The following is an 18,456-nucleotide window of genomic DNA, read 5'->3' on the forward strand; positions in this document are numbered from 1 at the left end:
GGCCCCGCACTCCCCGGTAAGCCCTTGCCGGCACCCCCCGAGGCCCTGCTCCGTACGAGCGGGGCCTCATTCGTCGCGCGGCACCACGATCTTCTCCTCGGCGAAGTGGCAGGCCGAGGGGTGCTCGGCCGGGCCCGCGGTGCCGCGGAAGACGTCGGGGACGGTCAGCGGCGGGTCCTCGACGACGCATTTCTCCTGCGCCTTCCAGCACCGGGTGCGGAAGCGGCAGCCCGAGGGCGGATCGGCCGGCGAGGGCACGTCCCCGCTGAGGATGATGCGTTCGCGGTGCTCGCGCGCCTCGGGGTTGGGCACCGGCACCGCCGAGAGCAGCGCCTGGGTGTACGGGTGCGTGGGGTGCTCGTAGATCGCCGCGTCCGCGCCGGTCTCCACGATCCGCCCGAGGTACATCACGCCGACCCGGTCCGCGATGTGCCGGACGATCGACAGGTCGTGCGCGATGAACATGTACGACAGGTCGAACTCGTCCTGCAGCCGCTCCATGAGGTTGACGACCTGCGCCTGCACCGACACGTCGAGGGCCGAGACCGGCTCGTCGGCGACGATGATCTCCGGCCGCAGCGCGAGCCCGCGGGCGATGCCGATGCGCTGCCGCTGGCCGCCGGAGAACTGGTGCGGATAGCGGTTGATGTACTCCGGGTTGAGCCCGACGACGTCCAGCAGCTCCTGCACGCGCCTGCGGCGCTCGCCCTTGGGCGCCGCGTCGGGGTGGATCTCGAAGGGCTCGCCGATGATGTCGCCGACCGTCATCCGCGGGTTGAGCGAGGTGTACGGGTCCTGGAAGACCATCTGGATGTTGCGCCGCACCGCCTTCAGGGCCCGGCCGGAGAGCTTGCTGATGTCCTCGCCGCGGTACAGGATCTCGCCGCGGGTGGGCTGCTCCAGGTTCATCAGCAGCTTGGCCACGGTGGACTTGCCGCAGCCGGACTCGCCGACGATGCCCAGCGTCTCGCCGGGGTAGAGGTCGAAGTCCACCCCGTCGACCGCCTGCACCGCGCCGACCTGCTTCTTGAACAGGATGCCCTGGGTCAGCGGGAAGTGCTTGACCAGGCCGCGGACCTGGAGGATCGGCTCGCGTCCCGGCGAGCCGGACGCGGACGGCTCAGGTTTTGTCGGCTGCGGGGCGGTCGTCACCGATGCACTCCTTCCAGAAGTGGCAGGCGCTGGCCCGCACCTCGCTGACCCGGTAGAGCGGCGGGATCTTCGTCCGGCAGATGTCCTGCGCCAGCGGGCAGCGCGGGTGGAAGGCGCAGCCGGGCGGGATGTGCAGCAGGTTGGGCGGCAGGCCCTTGATGGCGTAGAGCTCCTGGCCCTTCTGGTCCACCCGGGGGATGGAGTCGAGCAGGCCCTTGGTGTACGGGTGGGCGGGCGCGCGGTAGATGTCGTGGACCGGTGAGGTCTCCACGATCCGGCCGGCGTACATCACCGCGATCTTGTCGGCGACGTCGGCGACGACGCCCAGGTCATGGGTGATGAGGATCAGGCCCATGTTGTACTCGCGCTGGAGCTCGGCGAGCAGGTCCATGACCTGGGCCTGCACGGTGACGTCCAGCGCGGTCGTCGGTTCGTCGGCGATGATCAGCTCGGGTTCCAGCGCCATGGCCATGGCGATCATCACCCGCTGCCGCATGCCGCCGGAGAACTGGTGCGGGTAGCTGCGCACCCGCTCCTTGGCCGCGGGGATGCGTACCCGCTCCATCAGCTCGACGGCCTTGGCGCGGGCGTCCTTGCGGGACAGGCCGCGGTGCACGGTGAACATCTCGCCGAGCTGCTCGCCGACGTTGAGGACCGGGTTGAGGGCGGACAGCGCGTCCTGGAAGATCATCGCCATCCGGGCGCCGCGCACCTTGCGGCGCTGCTCGGTGCCGAACTTCAGCAGGTCCTCGCCGTGGAAGAGGACCTGCCCTTGCGTGACGAAGCCCGGCGGGGAGTCCAGGATGCCCATGATCGCCTGGGCGGTGACCGACTTGCCCGAGCCGGACTCGCCGAGCACCGCGAGCGTCTCGCCGGCGTCCACGGCGTAGTCGACGCCGTTGACGGCCCTGGCGACGCCCTCCCGGGTGCGGAACTCCACATGCAGGTTCCGTACGTCCAGCAGCGGGCCGCCCCTGGCGGATACGGGCTCGGTGCTCATCTCGGCAGCAGTGGCCATGTCGGCGGGCTCCTCAGCGCAGCTTGGGGTCGAGGGCGTCGCGCACCGCGTCGCCGAGCATGATGAACGCCAGCACGGTGATGCTCAGCGCGCCGGCGGGCCACAGCAGCATGTGGGGCGCGTTGCGGATCTGGTTGGACGCGTCGGAGATGTCGATCCCCCAGGAGACGGTGGGCGGCTTGAGGCCGACGCCGAGGTAGGACAGCGTCGCCTCCAGGGCGATGTACGTGCCGAGGGCGATGGTGCCGACGACGATGACGGGCGCGACGGCGTTGGGCGCGATGTGCCGCAGCAGCATCCGGGAGTTGCCGGCGCCGAGCGCCCGGGCGGCCTGCACGTAGTCGTTCTGCCGGGCGGTGATGACCGAGCCGCGGGCGATACGGGCGATCTGCGGCCAGCCCAGCAGCACCATGAAGCCGATGACCGGCCACACCGTGCTGTTGGTGACCACCGACAGGAACACCAGGCCGCCGAGCACGACGGGGATGCCGAAGAAGATGTCGCTGATCCGGGAGAGGATCGCGTCCCACCAGCCGCCGAAGAAGCCGGCGAGCCCGCCGAGGACGCTGCCGAGCAGCACCACCCCGAGGGTCGCGCACACGCCCACGGTGACCGACGCGCGGGCCCCGTAGACCACCCGGGTGTAGACGTCGCGGCCCTGCGAGTCAAAGCCGAACGGGTGACCGGGCTCGGGGCCGGCCTGCGACTTGGAGAGGTTCGCCGCGAGCGGGTCCTGGGTGGCGATGGTGCCGGGCCACAGCGAGATGAAGATCAGGAAGAGGATGATCAGCACCGAGATGATGAAGATGGGGTTGCGCCGCAGGTCCCGCCAGGCGTCGGACCACAGGCTGCGCGGCTTGCCCGTCGGCCCGCCCGGTTCCTGGCCGTGCCCGGGCTCGCGCTCCAGCGCCTCGGCGTCGGAGGCGGCCAGGTCCATGCCGCCCCCGTAGCCGCCGCCGGGGGCGATGGGGCCTTGCTCCGGGTCGATCGGGTTGGTGTCAGGCATAACGGATCCTCGGGTCCAGGACCGCGTAGAGCAGGTCGACCAGCAGGTTGGCGAGCAGGAAGACCAGCACCAGGATGGTGACAAAGCCGACGACGGTCGGCGCGTTGTTGCGCAGGATGCCCTGGTAGAGCTGGAAGCCGACGCCGTGGATGTTGAAGATCCGCTCGGTGACGATGGCGCCGCCCATGAGGAAGCCGACGTCGGTGCCGATGAAGGTGACCACCGGGATGAGCGAGTTGCGCAGCAGGTGCCGGATGATGATGCGGCGCCGCGGCAGCCCCTTGGCCACCGCGGTGCGCAGGTAGTCGGCGCGGGTGTTCTCGGCGATGGAGGTGCGGGTGAGCCGGGTGACGTACGCCAGTGACACCAGGGCGAGCACCAGGCCGGGCAGGATCAGCTCGTTGAAGGGCGCCTCGGGCGAGACCGAGGGGGCGGTCCACTTCAGCTGCACGCCGAACAGGTACTGCAGGACGTAGCCGGTGACGAAGGTCGGCACCGAGATCACGATGAGGGTCAGCAGCAGCACCCCGGTGTCGACGGGCTTGCCGCGCCGCATGCCGGTGATGACACCGAGGGTGATGCCGATGATGATCTCGAAGATGATCGCGACGATCGTCAGCCGGATGGTGACCGGGAAGGCGCTGCCCATCAGGCTGGTGACGGACTGCCCGTTGAACGCGGTGCCGAAGTCCCCCGAGAAGATGTTCTTCATGTAGAGCAGGTACTGCTTCCACAGCGGGTCGTTCAGATGCAGTTCGTTGCGGATCTGGGCGGCGGTGGCCGGGTCGGGCGCGCGGTCGCCGAACAGCGCGGCGACCGGGTCGCCGAGCGCGTAGACCATGAAGAAGATCAGGAACGTGCTGCCGATGAAGACCGGGATCATCTGGAGCAGCCGCCGGATCACATACCGTCCCATACGAGGGCCTTCCCGGGGGGATTGCGGTCAGCTGGCGATGGCGGTCAGCTGACCTTGATCTCGTTGTAGACGGGGACGCTGAACGGGTTGAGCGCCACGTTGGAGAGGTTGCTGGAGTAGCCGGCGCTGCCGTTCTGGTACCACAGCGGGATCGCCGGCATGTCCTTGACCAGCTGCTTCTCCGCGTCCTGGAACTTGCTGACGGACTCGGAGGTGGAGCCGGCCGCGTTGGCCTGGTTGACCAGGCTGTCGAACGTGGGGCTGCTGTAGTGGGAGTCGTTCGAGGACGCGCCGGTGAAGTACTGCGGCTGCAGGAAGTCCTGGATCAGCGGGTAGTCCATCTGCCAGCCGGCCCGGAACGGGTCGTTGAGCTGCTTGTTGGTGATCCGGTTGCGGAAGTCGGCGAAGGTGCCGACGGGGGCGCCGACGCACGCCTTGTTGTTGCCGAGCGCGTTGTTGATGCTGTTGCAGACCGCGTCGATCCACTCCTTGTGGGAGCCGGTGTCGGCGTTGTACGTGATGGTGATGTGGCCACCGGGCAGGCCGCCGCCCTGGGAGATGAGCTGCTTGGCCTTGTCGGCGTTGTAGGTGCACTCGTCGCCGCACAGGCCCTTCTTGAAGCCGCCCGCGTCACCGAGCACCGGCGAGGTCCAGTCGCTGGCGGGGGTGCGGGTGTCCTCGAAGATCTGCTTGGTGATCTGGTCCCGGTTGATCGCCATCGACAGGCCCTGCCGCACCTTGGCGGCGTTCGCCGAGGACCAGCGCGGGCTGTACAGCGGGAAGGCGATGGTCTGGATGATGCCGGCCGGCTGGTTGATGTAGCGCGAGCCGAGGTCGGCCTTGACGTTGCGCAGCTGGGAGACCGGGATGTCGTCGACCAGGTCGATGTTGCCGGCCTGCAGGTCGGTGTAGGCGGTGTTGTTGTCGGTGTAGACCCGCAGCTCCACCCCGCCGTTCTGCGCCGGGTCGGGGCCCTTGTAGCCGTCCCACTTCTTCAGCTCCATCTTGGAGCCCTTGGTGTAGGACGAGATCTGGTACGGGCCGTTGCCGATCGGCTTGGCGAGCCAGGCCGACCGGTTGGTGAAGAACGCTTTCGGCAGCGGGTCGAAGGCCGCGTAGCCGAGGGTGTCGGGGAAGAGCGCGAACTTCTGGTTGAGCCTGACCTTGAACTCGGTGTCGGACACCTTCGTCAGGCCGGACAGCGTCGCGGCGCTCGCCTTGGCGCCGGGGGCGTCCGGGTGCACCTTGTCGTAGCCGTCGATGTACTGGAAGAAGCTCGCGTTGAGCTGGGCGTTCTTCAGCTGGGTGTCGTAGTTCCAGGCGTCGATGAAGGAGTCGGACGTGACCGGCTCGCCGTTGGAGAACGTCCACCCGCTCTTGAGCTTGATGTCGAAGTTCTGCGAGTCCGTCGTGGTGATGGAGTCCGCCACCATGTTCTCGGCCTTGGCGGTCTTGGGGTTGTAGAACTTCAGCCCGCGGAAGATCATGTCGAGGACCTTGCCGCCCTGCACCTCGGTGGTGTTGGCCGGCTCCAGCGGGTTCTGCGGGTCGCCCCAGGAGGCCCTGACGATGCCGCCGCCGCTTCCGCCGGACGAGCCGCCGCCCCCGCTGTCACCGCCGCCGCAGGCGGCGGCGGTCAGGGCCACGACCGTCACACCGACGGCCCACCTCACGCGCGTGGCTCCGCGCATCGTGTGCCTCCTCATGGGTCACAAATGACACTTCGTTACCCATGACACCGCAATCGGGGCAAAGCCGCACTATTACTCCCCCGTGTCGCGCCGCCAATGCATTGGCCCAAGCACGACGGAACGCCAGCAGGGGCGCCCCGTACGGGACGCCCCTGCTCCTTGCTGCTCCGTGCTGCTCCCTGCGTACGGCGGGGTCGCCCCCGCCGCGGCGGACCGGTCAGGCCGCGCCGACCACGTCCTTCTCCTCGGCGAAGTGGCACGCCGACTCGTGCGCGACCGGGGTCGTGGCCTGCGCGAACCGGGCCGGGATCGCCAGCAGCGGCTCCTCCTGCGCACACCGGTCCTGCGCCTTCCAGCACCGGGTGCGGAAACGGCACCCGGACGGCGGGTTGGCCGGCGAGGGCACATCGCCCGACAGGATGATGCGCTCCCTGTGCTCGCGCGCCTCCGGGTCCGGCACCGGCACCGCGGACAGCAGCGCCTGGGTGTACGGGTGGGTCGGGTGCTCGTAGATCGCCGCGTCGCTGCCGATCTCGGCCATCTTGCCCAGGTACATCACGCCGACCCGGTCCGAGATGTGCCGGACGATCGACAGGTCGTGCGCGATGAAGATGTAGGACAGGCTGAACTCGTCCTGCAGCTTCTCCATCAGGTTGATGACCTGCGCCTGCACCGACACGTCGAGCGCGGAGACCGGCTCGTCGCAGATGATGATCTCCGGGTTGAGCGCCAGGCCCCGGGCGATGCCGATGCGCTGCCGCTGGCCGCCGGAGAACTGGTGCGGATACCGGTTGATGTATTCCGGGTTCAGCCCGACGACGTCCAGCAGCTCCTGCACCCGCTTGCGGCGGTCGCCCTTGGGGGCCACCTCCGGGTGGATGTCGAAGGGCTCGCCGATGATGTCGCCGACCGTCATCCGCGGGTTGAGCGAGGTGTACGGGTCCTGGAACACCATCTGGATGTTGCGCCGCACCGCCTTCAGGGCCCGGCCGGACAGCTTGGTGATGTCCTGGCCCTTGTAGAAGACCTCGCCCGCGGTCGCCTGCTCCAGGTTCATCAGCAGCTTGGCCACCGTGGACTTGCCGCAGCCGGACTCGCCCACGATGCCCAGCGTCTCGCCGGGGTAGAGGTCGAAGGAGACGCCGTCGACGGCCTTGACCGCGCCGACCTGCTTCTTGAACAGGATGCCCTGCGTCAGCGGGAAGTGCTTGACCAGGCCCCGGACCCGCAGGATCGGCTCGCGGGACGTGACGGGAGTGGGCTCAGTCACCGAGGGTCTCCTTCCAGAAGTGGCACGCGCTGCCGCGCGCCGTGCCGACCGGGTGCAGTGGCGGCACGTCGGTACGGCAGATGTCCTGCGCCATCGGGCAGCGCGGGTTGAAGGCGCAGCCGGCCGGGATACGCGTCAGGTTGGGCGGCAGGCCCTTGATCGCGTAGAGCTCCTGGCCCTTCTGGTCCAGCCGCGGGATCGACTGCAGCAGGCCCTTGGTGTACGGGTGGGCCGGCCGGGCGTAGATGTCGTGGACGGGCGCGTCCTCGACGATCCGGCCCGCGTACATCACCGCGATCTTGTCGGCGACGTCGGCGACGACGCCCAGGTCGTGGGTGATGAGGATCAGGCCCATGTTGTACTCGCGCTGCAGTTCCGCGAGCAGCTCCATGACCTGCGCCTGCACCGTCACGTCGAGGGCCGTGGTCGGCTCGTCGGCGATGATCAGCTCGGGCTCCAGGGCGAGCGCCATGGCGATCATGATGCGCTGGCGCATACCGCCGGAGAACTGGTGCGGGTAGTCGTTGACCCGCTCCCGGGCGGCCGGGATGCGCACCCGGTCCATCAGCTCGATGGACTTGGCCTTGGCCGCCTTGCGGGACAGGCCCTGGTGCACCCGGTACATCTCGCCGAGCTGGTAGCCGACGCTGAGCACCGGGTTGAGCGAGGACAGCGCGTCCTGGAAGATCATCGCGATCTTCCGGCCGCGGATCTTCCGCCGCTCCTCACCGGACATCTTCAGCATGTCGCGGCCCTGGAAGAAGATCTCCCCCTTGGGGATCCGGGCCGGCGGCATGTCCAGGATGCCCATGACCGCCTGCGCGGACACCGACTTGCCCGAGCCGGACTCGCCGAGCACCGCCAGCGTCTCCCCGGCGCTCACCGAGTAGTTGACGCCGTTCACGGCCTTGGCGATTCCGTCACGGGTGTGGAACTCCACGTGCAGGTCGCGTACTTCCAGCAGCGGCGCCAGTGCGGCGTCGGGTGCCGGGACGTTCGAAACATCGTCGATGACAGTCAACGTACGCCTCCCTTAGCGCAGCTTCGGGTCGAGGGCGTCGCGGACCGCGTCGCCGAGCAGGATGAACGCCAGCACGGTGATGCTCAGGGCGCCGGCCGGGAAGAGCAGCATGTGCGGGGCGTTGCGGATCTGTTCCGAGGCCGAGGAGATGTCGATACCCCAGGAGACGGCCGGCGGCTTGAGACCCACGCCGAGGAACGACAGTGTCGCTTCCAGCGAAATGAAGGTGCCCAGCGCGATCGTGGACCATACGATGACCGGAGCAAGCGCGTTCGGGGCGATGTGCCGCAGCAGCAGTCTGCCGTGGCCGGCGCCGAGGGCCTTGGCGGCCAGCACGTAGTCCTGCTCCTTCGCGGTGATCACGGCACCGCGGGCGATCCGGGCCAGCTGCGGCCAGCCCAGCAGGATGATGAACGTCGACACGATGCTGACCGAGCCGCCCTTGAAGGCGGACAGGAAGACCACGCCGCCGAGCAGGATCGGGATGCCGAAGAAGATGTCGCTGACCCGGGAGAGGATCGCGTCCAGCCATCCGCCGAAGTAGCCGGCCAGGCCGCCGAGGACCGAACCGAGCAGTGCGACGCCGACGGTGGACAGCAGACCGACCTCGACGGAGTTGCGGGCGCCGTGCACGGTACGCGAGTAGACGTCGCAGCCCTGCTGGTCGAAGCCGAACCAGTGGCCGCCGCTGGGCCCGTTCTGCGAGTTGATCAGGTCGCACTGCAGCGGGTCGGTGTGGGCGATCGCGCCGGGCCAGATCGAGATGAAGACCAGGAACAGGATCACCAGCGACGATATGTAGAAGACCGGGTTGCGGCGCAGGTCGTACCAGGCGTCCGTCCACAGGCTGCGCGCCTTGTCGCGGGTGTCCTGCGGGAGGGCCGTGCCGTCCTGGGTGGTGGGGGGTACGCCGTCGAGGATCGCGGCGTCGGTGTTCTCAGGCATACCGGATCCTCGGGTCCAGGACCGCGTAGAGCAGGTCGACGAGCAGGTTGGCGACGAGGAACACGATCACCAGCACCGTCACGAACCCGACCACCGTCGGCGGGTTGTTGTGCACGATGCCCTGGTAGACCTGGTAGCCCACGCCGTGGATGTTGAAGATGCGCTCGGTGACGAGGGCACCGGCCATCAGGTTGCCGATGTCCGTGCCGAGGAAGGTCACCACGGGTATCAGCGAGTTGCGCAGCATGTGGTTGGTGATCACCCGGCGCCGGGGCAGGCCCTTGGCCACCGCGGTGCGCAGGTAGTCGGCACGGGAGTTCTCGGCGACCGAGGTCCTGGTCAACCGTGCCACATACGCCAGGGAGACGCCGGCCAGCACCAGGCCCGGCATGATCAGCTGATTGAACGGTGCACCGTCACCCACGGAGGGCTTCACTATTCCCCACTTGACGCCGACCAGGTACTGGAGGACATAGCCGGTGACGAAGGTGGGGATGGAGACCACGAGCAGCGTGATGGCCAGCACTCCGGTGTCCAGGAACCGGCCGCGCCGCATGCCCGCGAACAGGCCGAGCGCGACACCGATCACGGCCTCGATGACGAAGGCAACGATCGTCAGCTTCAGCGTGACGGGGTAGGCCGACTTCAGCAGTTCGCTGACCGGCTGGCCCGTGGACGCCTTACCGAAGTCGCCGTGGAAGATACCCGACATGTAGATCCAGTACTGCTGGATCAGCGGGTCGTTCAGATGCAGGTCATGTCTGATCTGAGCGGCCGTTGCGGGGTCCGGCGTACGGTCTCCGAACATGGCGGCCACGGGATCACCGAGCCCGTAGACCATGACGAAGATCAACAAAGTGGTTCCGATGAACACGGGAACCATCTGGAGCAGTCGCCTGATGACGTAGCGCCCCATCTGCCCTCCAGGGATCGGGCAGACGTCGGCCGGGGCTTGTGGCCCCGGCCGACATCCACACCGCGAGCGGTTGTTGTCAGTTCCCCCGCGGGCGCGCCCGGCTGTCTCCCCTGCCGGGCGCGCTCACTGGTGTTGCTGGGATCAGCCGTTGACGGTGATGTCGGTGAACACCGGGACGCTGAAGGCGTTCTCGGTCACATTCGACACCCGCGCGGACCAGCCGGCCTCACCATTCTGGTACCACAGCGGGACGATCGGCATGTCGTTGAGGATGAGCTTCTCGGCCTGCTGGTACAGGGCGACCGACTTGGCGGTGTCACCCTCGGCGTTGGCCTGGTTGATCAGCGAGTCGACCTGCGGGTTGCTGTACTTGGAGTCGTTCGAGCTGCCGCCCGTCGCGTACAGCGGCGTGATGAAGTCGTCGATCAGCGGGTAGTCCATCTGCCACCCGGAACGGAACGGCTGCTTCATCTGCTGCTTGGTGATCTGGTTGCGGAAGTCCGCGAAGGTACCGGTCGGCGCGCCGACGCACGCCTTGTTGTCACCCAGCGCGTTGTTGATGCTGTTGCAGACCGCGTCGACCCAGTCCTTGTGCGGCGAGTCGGCGTTGTAGCCGATCGTCATGTGGCCGCCGGGCAGGCCGCCACCTTCCTGGATCAGCTGCTTGGCCTTGATCGGGTCGTACGTCACCGCGTCGCCGGCCAGGGTGGTGCTGAAGCCGCCGGCCGCACCCAGCACCGGGGAGGTGAGGTCGGTGGCCGGGGTGCGGGTGCCCTGGAAGATCTTGTCGGTGATGGTCTTCCGGTCGATCGCCATGGAGATGCCCAGGCGGACCTTCTCCATGCCCGGCTTGCTCCACGCCTTCTCGTACATCGGGAAGGAGAACGTCTGGATGATGCCGGCCGGCTGGTTCAGGTAGCGGCCGTCGAGGTCGTCCTTGACGTGCGGCAGGTCGGCCGGCGGGATGGTGTCCAGGACGTCCAGGTTGCCCGACTGCAGGTCGGCGTAGGCCGTCTCGTCGCTGGTGTAGACCTTGAGCAGCACGCCCTTGTTCTTGGGCTTGCTGGGGCCGGTGTAGTTCGGGTTCGGGACCAGCTTCATGCTCGTGCCCTTGGTGTAGGACTCGACCATGTACGGGCCGTCGCCGATCGGCTTGGCCAGGTACGCCGCGTGGTTGGTGAAGAACTCCGTCGGCAGCGGCGCGAAGGCCTTGTAGCCCAGGCGGTCCGGCCAGGTGGAGAACTTCTGCTTCAGCTTCACGGTGAAGGTGTGGTCGTCCACGACCTTCAGGCCCGACATCGTCTGGGCGGTCGGCTTGGCGTTCTCGTCGTCGGACGGGTGGACGGCGTCGTAGCCGTCGATGTCGGCGAAGAAGTACGCGTTCAGCTGCTTGTTCGTGACCAGGGCGCCGTAGTTCCAGGCGTCCACGAACGACTTGGCGGTCACCGGGGTGCCGTCGGAGAACTTCAGGTCGGGCTTGACCTTGATGGTGAAGTTCTGCTGGTCGGTCGTGGTGATGGAGTCGGCGGCCTCCAGCATGGCCTTGCCGGTCTTGGGGTCGTACTCCTTGAGGTTCATGAAGATCATGTCAAGGACCTTGCCGCCCTGCACCTCATTGGTGTTGGCGGGCTCCAGCGGGTTCTGGGGGTCGCCCCACCACGCCCGGACGATCCCGTCGCTGGACGAGCTCGCCTTGGTGCTGCTGCCCTTGTCCTTGTCGCCCGAGTCATCGCTCGAACTGCAGGCCGTCGCTGCGAGGGCGATCACGGCCGCACCTACGACCCACTTGGCGCTCTTGGCACCGCGCATGGGTTTGCCTCCTCAGGAGTCACTGTCGATACGTGAAAGGAAGGCCGGACGCTCACTGACACCCCTGACAGCGACTACGGCCTTCCCGTGCTCGTGAGTCGGCGCTCCCCATCAGCGCGTGACCCATTGACCCGAGCTCAACTTCGTCCCACTATCGGGCACGTTTGAAGTCGGATCGACACAGGGTTGGTCTCGCTTTGGTCACATCAGCGGTGCGGCCGTTCCAGAATCCGGACATTATGGAACGTAGACAGACACCGGCGAATTGGGCGGTGTGACGTATCTAACGGAGATTGCTGTCCGGAAAGCGGACGCGCCGACGTCATGGAGAAGGGGCCCAGGAAGCCCTGGACCCCTCACCGAACGCTTGGGTGTCAGCGGGCGTCAGCGCTTGGCGCGGGACGCGGCACGGCCCCGCTCCTTCTGGTCGAGGACCACCTTACGGATCCTGACCGTCTCGGGGGTCACTTCGATGCATTCATCGTCCCGGCAGAACTCCAGGGACTGTTCAAGGGACAGCAAACGCGGCGGAACAAGGGACTCCGTGACATCGGCGGTCGAGGACCGCATGTTCGTGAGCTTCTTCTCCTTGGTGATGTTCACGTCCATGTCGTCCGAGCGGGAGTTCTCGCCGACGATCATGCCCTCGTAGACCTCGGTGGTCGGCGAGACGAACAGCACGCCGCGCTCCTGGAGGTTGGTCATCGCGAACGCGGTGACGACGCCCGCGCGGTCCGCGACGAGCGAGCCGTTGTTACGGGTGCGCAACTCGCCGAACCACGGCTCGTGGCCCTCGAAGATGGAGTGCGCGATGCCCGTGCCGCGGGTCTGGGTCAGGAACTCGGTGCGGAAGCCGATCAGGCCGCGGGAGGGCACGATCCACTCCATGCGGATCCAGCCGGACCCGTGGTTGGTCATCGTCTCCATCCGGCCCTTGCGGGACGCCATGAGCTGGGTGATCGCGCCCAGGTGCTCCTCGGGCGAGTCGATGGTCATCCGCTCGATCGGCTCATGGATCTTCCCGTCGATCTCCTTGGTGACCACCTCGGGCTTGCCGACGGTCAGCTCGAAGCCCTCCCGGCGCATGGTCTCCACCAGGATGGCCAGCGCCAGCTCACCGCGGCCCTGCACCTCCCAGGCGTCCGGCCGCTCGGTCGGCAGCACCCGCAGCGACACGTTGCCGACCAGCTCGCGGTCCAGCCGGTCCTTGACCAGCCGCGCGGTGACCTTGTGGCCCTTGCCGCCCTTGCCGACCAGCGGCGAGGTGTTCGTACCGATCGTCATGGAGATCGCCGGCTCGTCGACCGTGATCAGCGGCAGCGCGATCGGGTTGTCCGGGTCGGCCAGCGTCTCGCCGATCATGATGTCCGGGATGCCGGCGACCGCGCAGATGTCACCGGGGCCCGCGCTCTCGGCGGGCTTGCGGGTCAGCGCCTCGGTCATCATCAGCTCGGTGATGCGGACGTTGGAGATGCTGCCGTCCCGCCGGATCCACGCGACGGTCTGGCCCTTCTTCAGGTTGCCCTGCTCCACCCGCAGCAGCGCGATACGGCCGAGGAAGGTGTCGGCGTCCAGGTTGGTGACATGCGCCTGGAGCGGCGCGTCCTCGTCGTAGACCGGGGCCGGGACGGTCGACAGGATCGTGGAGAAGAACGGCTCCAGGCTGTCGCTGTCGGCCGGGACGGTGCCGTCGGCCGGCTTGGTCAGCGAGGCGACGCCGTCGCGGGCGCACGCGTAGACGATCGGGAACTCGATCTGGTCCTCGTCGGCGTCCAGGTCCAGGAAGAGGTCGTAGGTCTCGTTGACGACCTCGTCGATCCGGGAGTCCGGGCGGTCGGTCTTGTTGATGCAGAGGATGACCGGCAGCCGGGCCGACAGCGCCTTGCGCAGCACGAAGCGGGTCTGCGGCAGGGGGCCTTCGGAGGCGTCCACCAGCAGCACGACCGCGTCCACCATCGACAGGCCGCGCTCCACCTCGCCGCCGAAGTCGGCGTGGCCGGGGGTGTCGATGATGTTGATCGTGACCGGGGTGCCGCCGTCCTTGGGGTGGTACTTCACGGCGGTGTTCTTCGCGAGAATGGTGATGCCCTTCTCGCGCTCCAGGTCGTTGGAGTCCATCATCCGGTCGTCCAGATGCTGGTGCGCCGCGAAGGCGCCCGCCTGCTTGAGCATGGCGTCGACGAGAGTCGTCTTGCCGTGGTCGACGTGGGCGACAATGGCGACGTTGCGGATATCGTGGCGCGTGGACATGCTGCGGCGCTTCTCCCGGATCGTGGATGACGTCGCGTTCCTGTGTGACGCGCTCGCCTGCCGGGCACACCTCACGCCACGGCCTCTCCCATGGTACGTGGCCCGTCCCCCTCCGCCCGCCGGTGTGCCGCCCGGGGGCCGCTGCGCGGGGGCGTCCGCACGGCGGATATCAGCGGACAAGCTGGTGGTGGGCATGCCATGATCCCGGGCGTGTCCACGCCATCGGCTTCGCCGAACTCCCCGCACGCCGCGCAGCCGGCGCCATCGCCGCTCTCCCCGCTTGAGCCGCAGCCGCCGGTTGCCCCGGTTGAGCCGGTTGAGCCGGTTGAGCCGCAGGCGCCGCTCGCCGGGCTCGGCCCGCAGCCGCCGTACGACGACGGGGCCGTGCCGCCGCTGCCCGCCGGTACGGGTGGCGGCGCGCCCGCCGTGCGGCCCCGCAAGCTCGGCCTGATGCTGGTCGCCGTGCCCGTGGGGGTGGCGCTCGGGCTGGCCGGCGCGCTCGGCGCGGTGCCGTACGGCACGGGTTACCTCGCGCTCTTCGCGGTGGGGGTGCTGGCCGGGGTCAGCGTGTTCAACCTGCTCTCGACGCTGCTGGCCGGCTTCTCCGGGCTGGCCCCGGTGTACGGCACGCTCGGCGCGGGGCGCCGACTCGGCGCGACGACCGTACGGGGGCGGCTGCTCACCGTACGCATGGTGCCGGTGGTGCTGCTCAGCACATGCCTGGTCCTCACCGATCGGCCCGACCTGCGCGGGCGGCTGCGCCGCGGGGCGGTGGTGCAGCTGGTCGTCCAGCTCGCGGTGGCCGGGGGCGTCGCGGCGGTGGGCGGGGCGCCGGGGGTCTACTTCGGGGTGGGGCTCGGCTTCATCACCGTGCTGATCTTCACGTCCGGCGCGGGGAAGGTGACCTCGCCGGCCTGGCGGCTGTGGCGGCTGCGGGCCGGGGAGGAGGAGGCGAAGCTCGGCGAGTGGCGGGTGGACCCGGCGACGCTCGCCGCCGCGCGGGCCGCGGCGCTCGGGCGGATCGACCTCATGCGGGCCGCGCTCGCCGGCGCGCCGCCCTCCGGCTCGCCGCGGCGCCAGGCCCTCGGCATCACGCTCGCGCTCGCGGAGGGCCGGTCCGATGTCGCCGCCCGCGAGGCGCTGGCCCTGCGGGAGCGCTCGCACGCGCCCTCGCTGCGGCTGGCCGCGCTCCAGCTCTACGCGATGGCCGTCTCCGACGGGGTGTACGCCGGGCGGTGGCGCCCGCAGGAGGCGCTGCCCCACTTCGCCGCGGCGCTTGCCGCGCTCCGCGCGGAGGGTTCCGTGGCGGCGCTGCGCGGCACGGACCTCGCGGCCCGTGAGGCCCTCTTCCAGGGCCGCCCCGCCCGAGCGGTTGCCCTCGCCGGGCAGGCCGCCGCGACGTCCCCCGACGCCTTGAGCCGCGCCACCGCCCTCCACACCCTCGCCTCCGCCCACACCGCCATGGCCCGCCCCACCAACGCCGCCGCCGCGGCAGCAAAGTCCGCGGCCCTCCTCCACTTCTGAGCTCTCCCCCCCGGGGCTGCCCCGTCCTGCCGCCTTGCGACCTTCCGCCGCGGGTGGGCTGGTCGCTCCGTTCTCCCCCAGAGCGTTGCCTGGGGGTACCCCCACGCGCCCCTGATTTGCCGGCGTCCGCGCGCCAACGCCCGCTCACCCGGCGCCGGGCTCCTACGCCCCGGGCTGCCCCGTCCTGCCGTCCCGCGAACATCCGCCGGTTCTCGGCTTGTCGCGCAGTTCCCCGCGCCCCTGGTATGCCGGCGTCTCTGCGCAGACGCAGCCTCTGCGCGGGAGGGCACGGTTCTTCAGGGGCGCGTGGGGGTACCCCCAGGCAACGCTCTGGGGGAGAACGGCGCGATCAGCCGGGAACCGGCGGAAGGTCGCAAGCGGGCGGGGCGGGGCAGGGCGGGGCGTTGGTGCGGGGCCCGCCGGGGGGCTATTTGCGGAAGCCGATGTCCTGGAAGCGCGGGGTCTCGAAGCCGAACGCGCCCGCGTTGGCGACCGTCGTGCGGAGGGCGACCACGGCGGGGCGCTGGTAGAGGGGGATGGAGCCGGCGGCAGCCCAGATGCGGGCGTCGGCCTGGGCGGTCAGGGAGCGGGCGGCGCCCGCGTCGAGTTCGGAGCCGGCGCGGTCGAGGAGCTGGTCGATCTGGTCCGTGCCGACACGCGTGTAGTTCTGCGCGACGCTCAGGGAGCCGTCCGGCGCCGGCACGGGCTTCGCGTAGATGGGCGTGTCGTCCGTCGCCGGGTAGGCCGTACCCGGCCAGGAGTAGAGCGCGAGGTCGAAGTCACCCGCCGCGATGTGGTCCTGGAAGTAGCTCGTCCCGTCGACCTTCGTGATCTCCGTACGGATCCCGATCGCGGAGAGCATCTTCGCGATCCGCCCCCCGACATCGTCCAGCGTGGGCGACCCCGCGGGCAGCACGAACCGCAGGCTCAGCTGCTTGCCGGCCTTGGTCACCGCCCGGGCCGGCTCGACGACGGTGAGCGCCCCGGACGCCGCGCTGCGGCCGGGCCCGGCCGCCTGGTCGCCGGCCTTCGCGGTGGACTGCTTCCAGCCCGCGTCCGCCAGAGCGGCCTGCGCCTGCTGGAGGCTGGCCTTGCCGAGCGCCGAGCTGTGGTCGGCGTAGCCGTCCTGGGAGGGCAGCACCAGGTGGTTGCCGAGCGCCACCGCGGGCAGCCCGAGCGGCTTGAGCACCGCCGCCGCGATGGCCTTGCGGTCGACGGCCTGCGCGACCGCGTGCCGTACCTTCTCGTCGGCCAGCGGCCCCGCGCTGCCGTTGAGCGCGAGCTGCGCGTACGCCGCGTCGGGCGCCTTGCGCACGGCCAGGCCCCGGGTCTTCTTGACGGTGGACAGCGCGCCGGCGTCGATGTCGGCGAGGTCCAGCTTGCCGGCGGCCAGCGCCGCGGCCCGCTTGTCGCGCGGCACCGCGGTGAGCACGAGCTGGTCGAGCTTGGCGCGCTGCCCCCACCACGAGGCGTTGCGCACCAGCGTGACCGTACCGGCCTTGCTGTCGACGCCCTTGACGGCGAAGGGCCCGGCGACGACGGGCAGCGCGGTGCGGGCCCCGTCGTTGAAGGCGTCGGGGTCGCCGGTGACGGACTTGGGGTAGAGCGGGCTGAACAGCGAGCGCCAGTCGGCGTAGGGCGTGCTGAAGGTGACCTCGATGTGCGAGGCGTCCTTGCCCTGCTTGATCGCGGCGATCCGGTCGTACCCGGCGTTGCGCGAGGTCCAGTACGCGGTGTTGGTGCCGCCCAGCGCCTTCCACTGGGCGGTGAAGTCGGCGATGCCGACGGCCCGCCCGTCGCTCCACTTCGCCTTGGGGTTGAGCTCGTAGGTCACGACCTGCCGCGGCTGCGTCGCGCTGACGTCGGCCTTCTTCAGGAAGTCGGTGTCGGCCGCCGGCCGCCCGTGCGCGTCCAGCCGGAACATCGCCGGCAGCGTGGCGCCGGCGACCAGCGAGGTGTCGGCGTCCGCGTCGGCCTGGAAGGCGTTGAGGGTGCGCGGCACGCTGTCGACGGCCCAGCGCAGGGTGCCGCCGTCGCGGACGCCGGCCCGCGCGACGGAGGCGATGTCGGTGCCGGCGGTGCCGGCGGCGTGGTTGCCGTCGCCGGACGAGCACGCGGTGGCGCTCAGGGTGAGGGCGGCGCCTGCGGTGAGGGCCACGGCGATACGCACCGCGTGCGCCCGCGGCGCCGGGGGGACAGCGGTCGGGGCCGCACTGCGGTTCATGAGGTCGCTCCTCCGCGACCCTGGCGCGGCCGGGCCGCAGGCGGCTGCGGTCCGGCACCGGCCAGGGATGTTTGTCTGACGATCGAATGGGCCGCTTTACCGGTGGTCCGGTTATTCGACAGACCCCACTCCAGACGACGGCCCGCCCCGCCCGGCGGCGACCCGCCGACGGCCCCGGCGCACTCCACCCGTCCGGCCCACCCCGGCCCCCCGCCCGCCGGGACCCGGCCCCCGTACCGCCGGGACCCGGCCGGTATCCGCCGGTGCCGGGCGTCCGCGCCCGCCGATTCGGTGCACGCGTCTTCACAACGCGTGGTGTGACGCGCAACACTCGCTTCCGCAAGCCCGCGCCCCGTACCAGCGTTGCCACGGCGGCAGATGGTGAGGACCCCGCATGTCCCTGCACGACGACCTGACGTCGGTCCAGCGCCGGCTCGACGACCTGATGCGCTGCGTCGCCCGGCTCGACGAGCCCTGCGGCGACTCCCTCGACATGCGCAGGGTGCGCTCGGCCGCCGCCCACCTGCGGGACAGCCTGGACCTGCTCAAGGTCTCCGCGCCGGTCGACGCCGGGCGGCGGCAGGTCGAGATGGTCGCCGTCCCCGACGCGCCGTACGACCGCGGGCTGTGGGCGGACGCCGAGGACGAGGGGCTCGGCTCGCCGCACCGGCACGCGCCCTGACCGGCGCCGGCCCCGGCCCGCCCCACCCCCGC

At 69.8% G+C, this 18,456-nt stretch carries 14 protein-coding genes; 2 read left to right on the top strand and 12 right to left on the bottom strand.

All coding sequences use genetic code 11. From position 1 onward, the window contains the following. Positions 1 to 66: 66 nt before the first annotated feature. The 11 genes from HCN08_RS03510 to typA all read right to left on the bottom strand — a co-directional run bounded on the left by HCN08_RS03510 (position 67) and on the right by typA (position 13,994). Complete coding sequence (locus tag HCN08_RS03510; RefSeq protein WP_167981361.1) at positions 67 to 1,152, bottom strand: ABC transporter ATP-binding protein; 1,086 nt, start codon at positions 1,150 to 1,152, stop codon at positions 67 to 69. Further along, a complete protein-coding gene (locus tag HCN08_RS03515; RefSeq protein ID WP_240969741.1) occupies positions 1,121 to 2,170 on the bottom strand; it encodes an ABC transporter ATP-binding protein in 1,050 nt (349 codons plus the stop codon). The genes HCN08_RS03510 and HCN08_RS03515 overlap by 32 nt, the downstream gene beginning before the upstream one ends. A gap of 13 nt (positions 2,171 to 2,183) precedes the next feature. Beyond that, positions 2,184 to 3,176 carry an ABC transporter permease gene (locus tag HCN08_RS03520; protein WP_167981362.1) on the bottom strand — a complete coding sequence of 331 codons (993 nt, stop codon included), beginning with the start codon at positions 3,174 to 3,176 and terminating at the stop codon, positions 2,184 to 2,186. After that, complete coding sequence (locus HCN08_RS03525; protein WP_167981363.1) at positions 3,169 to 4,092, bottom strand: ABC transporter permease; 924 nt, start codon at positions 4,090 to 4,092, stop codon at positions 3,169 to 3,171. Before HCN08_RS03525 ends, HCN08_RS03520 begins: the two co-directional genes overlap by 8 nt. Before the next feature lie 44 nt (positions 4,093 to 4,136). Then, positions 4,137 to 5,783 carry a peptide ABC transporter substrate-binding protein gene (locus HCN08_RS03530; RefSeq protein WP_167981364.1) on the bottom strand — a complete coding sequence of 549 codons (1,647 nt, stop codon included), beginning with the start codon at positions 5,781 to 5,783 and terminating at the stop codon, positions 4,137 to 4,139. Between the two features lie 217 nt (positions 5,784 to 6,000). Further along, on the bottom strand, positions 6,001 to 7,053 hold the full coding sequence (locus tag HCN08_RS03535) for an ABC transporter ATP-binding protein (RefSeq protein WP_167981365.1): 1,053 nt from the start codon (positions 7,051 to 7,053) through the stop codon (positions 6,001 to 6,003). Next, complete coding sequence (locus HCN08_RS03540) at positions 7,046 to 8,074, bottom strand: ABC transporter ATP-binding protein (protein ID WP_167981366.1); 1,029 nt, start codon at positions 8,072 to 8,074, stop codon at positions 7,046 to 7,048. Before HCN08_RS03540 ends, HCN08_RS03535 begins: the two co-directional genes overlap by 8 nt. 12 nt (positions 8,075 to 8,086) lie before the next feature. Continuing rightward, complete coding sequence (locus tag HCN08_RS03545; RefSeq protein ID WP_167981367.1) at positions 8,087 to 9,019, bottom strand: ABC transporter permease; 933 nt, start codon at positions 9,017 to 9,019, stop codon at positions 8,087 to 8,089. Beyond that, positions 9,012 to 9,935 (bottom strand): ABC transporter permease, encoded by a 924-nt coding sequence (locus HCN08_RS03550; protein WP_167981368.1) that lies wholly within the window; start codon positions 9,933 to 9,935, stop codon positions 9,012 to 9,014. The genes HCN08_RS03545 and HCN08_RS03550 overlap by 8 nt, the downstream gene beginning before the upstream one ends. A 141-nt stretch (positions 9,936 to 10,076) precedes the next feature. Beyond that, positions 10,077 to 11,744, bottom strand: coding sequence for a peptide ABC transporter substrate-binding protein (locus tag HCN08_RS03555; RefSeq protein WP_167981369.1), 1,668 nt, complete (start codon positions 11,742 to 11,744; stop codon positions 10,077 to 10,079). Positions 11,745 to 12,128: 384 nt separating this feature from the next. Then, positions 12,129 to 13,994 (bottom strand): translational GTPase TypA, encoded by a 1,866-nt coding sequence (typA, locus tag HCN08_RS03560; RefSeq protein WP_167981370.1) that lies wholly within the window; start codon positions 13,992 to 13,994, stop codon positions 12,129 to 12,131. A 210-nt stretch (positions 13,995 to 14,204) separates the two neighbouring features. On the opposite strand from typA, the gene HCN08_RS03565 reads away from it, so the two are divergent. Then, positions 14,205 to 15,518 carry a hypothetical protein gene (locus tag HCN08_RS03565; protein ID WP_167981371.1) on the top strand — a complete coding sequence of 438 codons (1,314 nt, stop codon included), beginning with the start codon at positions 14,205 to 14,207 and terminating at the stop codon, positions 15,516 to 15,518. A 427-nt stretch (positions 15,519 to 15,945) separates the two neighbouring features. Here the strand turns inward: HCN08_RS03565 and HCN08_RS03570 are convergent, their stop codons facing one another. Continuing rightward, positions 15,946 to 17,742, bottom strand: coding sequence for an ABC transporter family substrate-binding protein (locus HCN08_RS03570; RefSeq protein WP_167981372.1), 1,797 nt, complete (start codon positions 17,740 to 17,742; stop codon positions 15,946 to 15,948). A gap of 394 nt (positions 17,743 to 18,136) precedes the next feature. Here HCN08_RS03570 and HCN08_RS03575 point away from each other — a divergent pair, with 394 nt between their 5' ends. Next, the gene (locus HCN08_RS03575) at positions 18,137 to 18,424 is read left to right on the top strand and encodes a hypothetical protein (protein WP_167981373.1); all 288 of its coding nucleotides are present in this window, start codon (positions 18,137 to 18,139) and stop codon (positions 18,422 to 18,424) included. Positions 18,425 to 18,456 lie beyond the last annotated feature (32 nt).

This window comes from Actinacidiphila epipremni, assembly GCF_012034175.1.
In the GTDB taxonomy this organism is placed as follows: Bacteria; Actinomycetota; Actinomycetes; order Streptomycetales; family Streptomycetaceae; genus Actinacidiphila; species Actinacidiphila epipremni.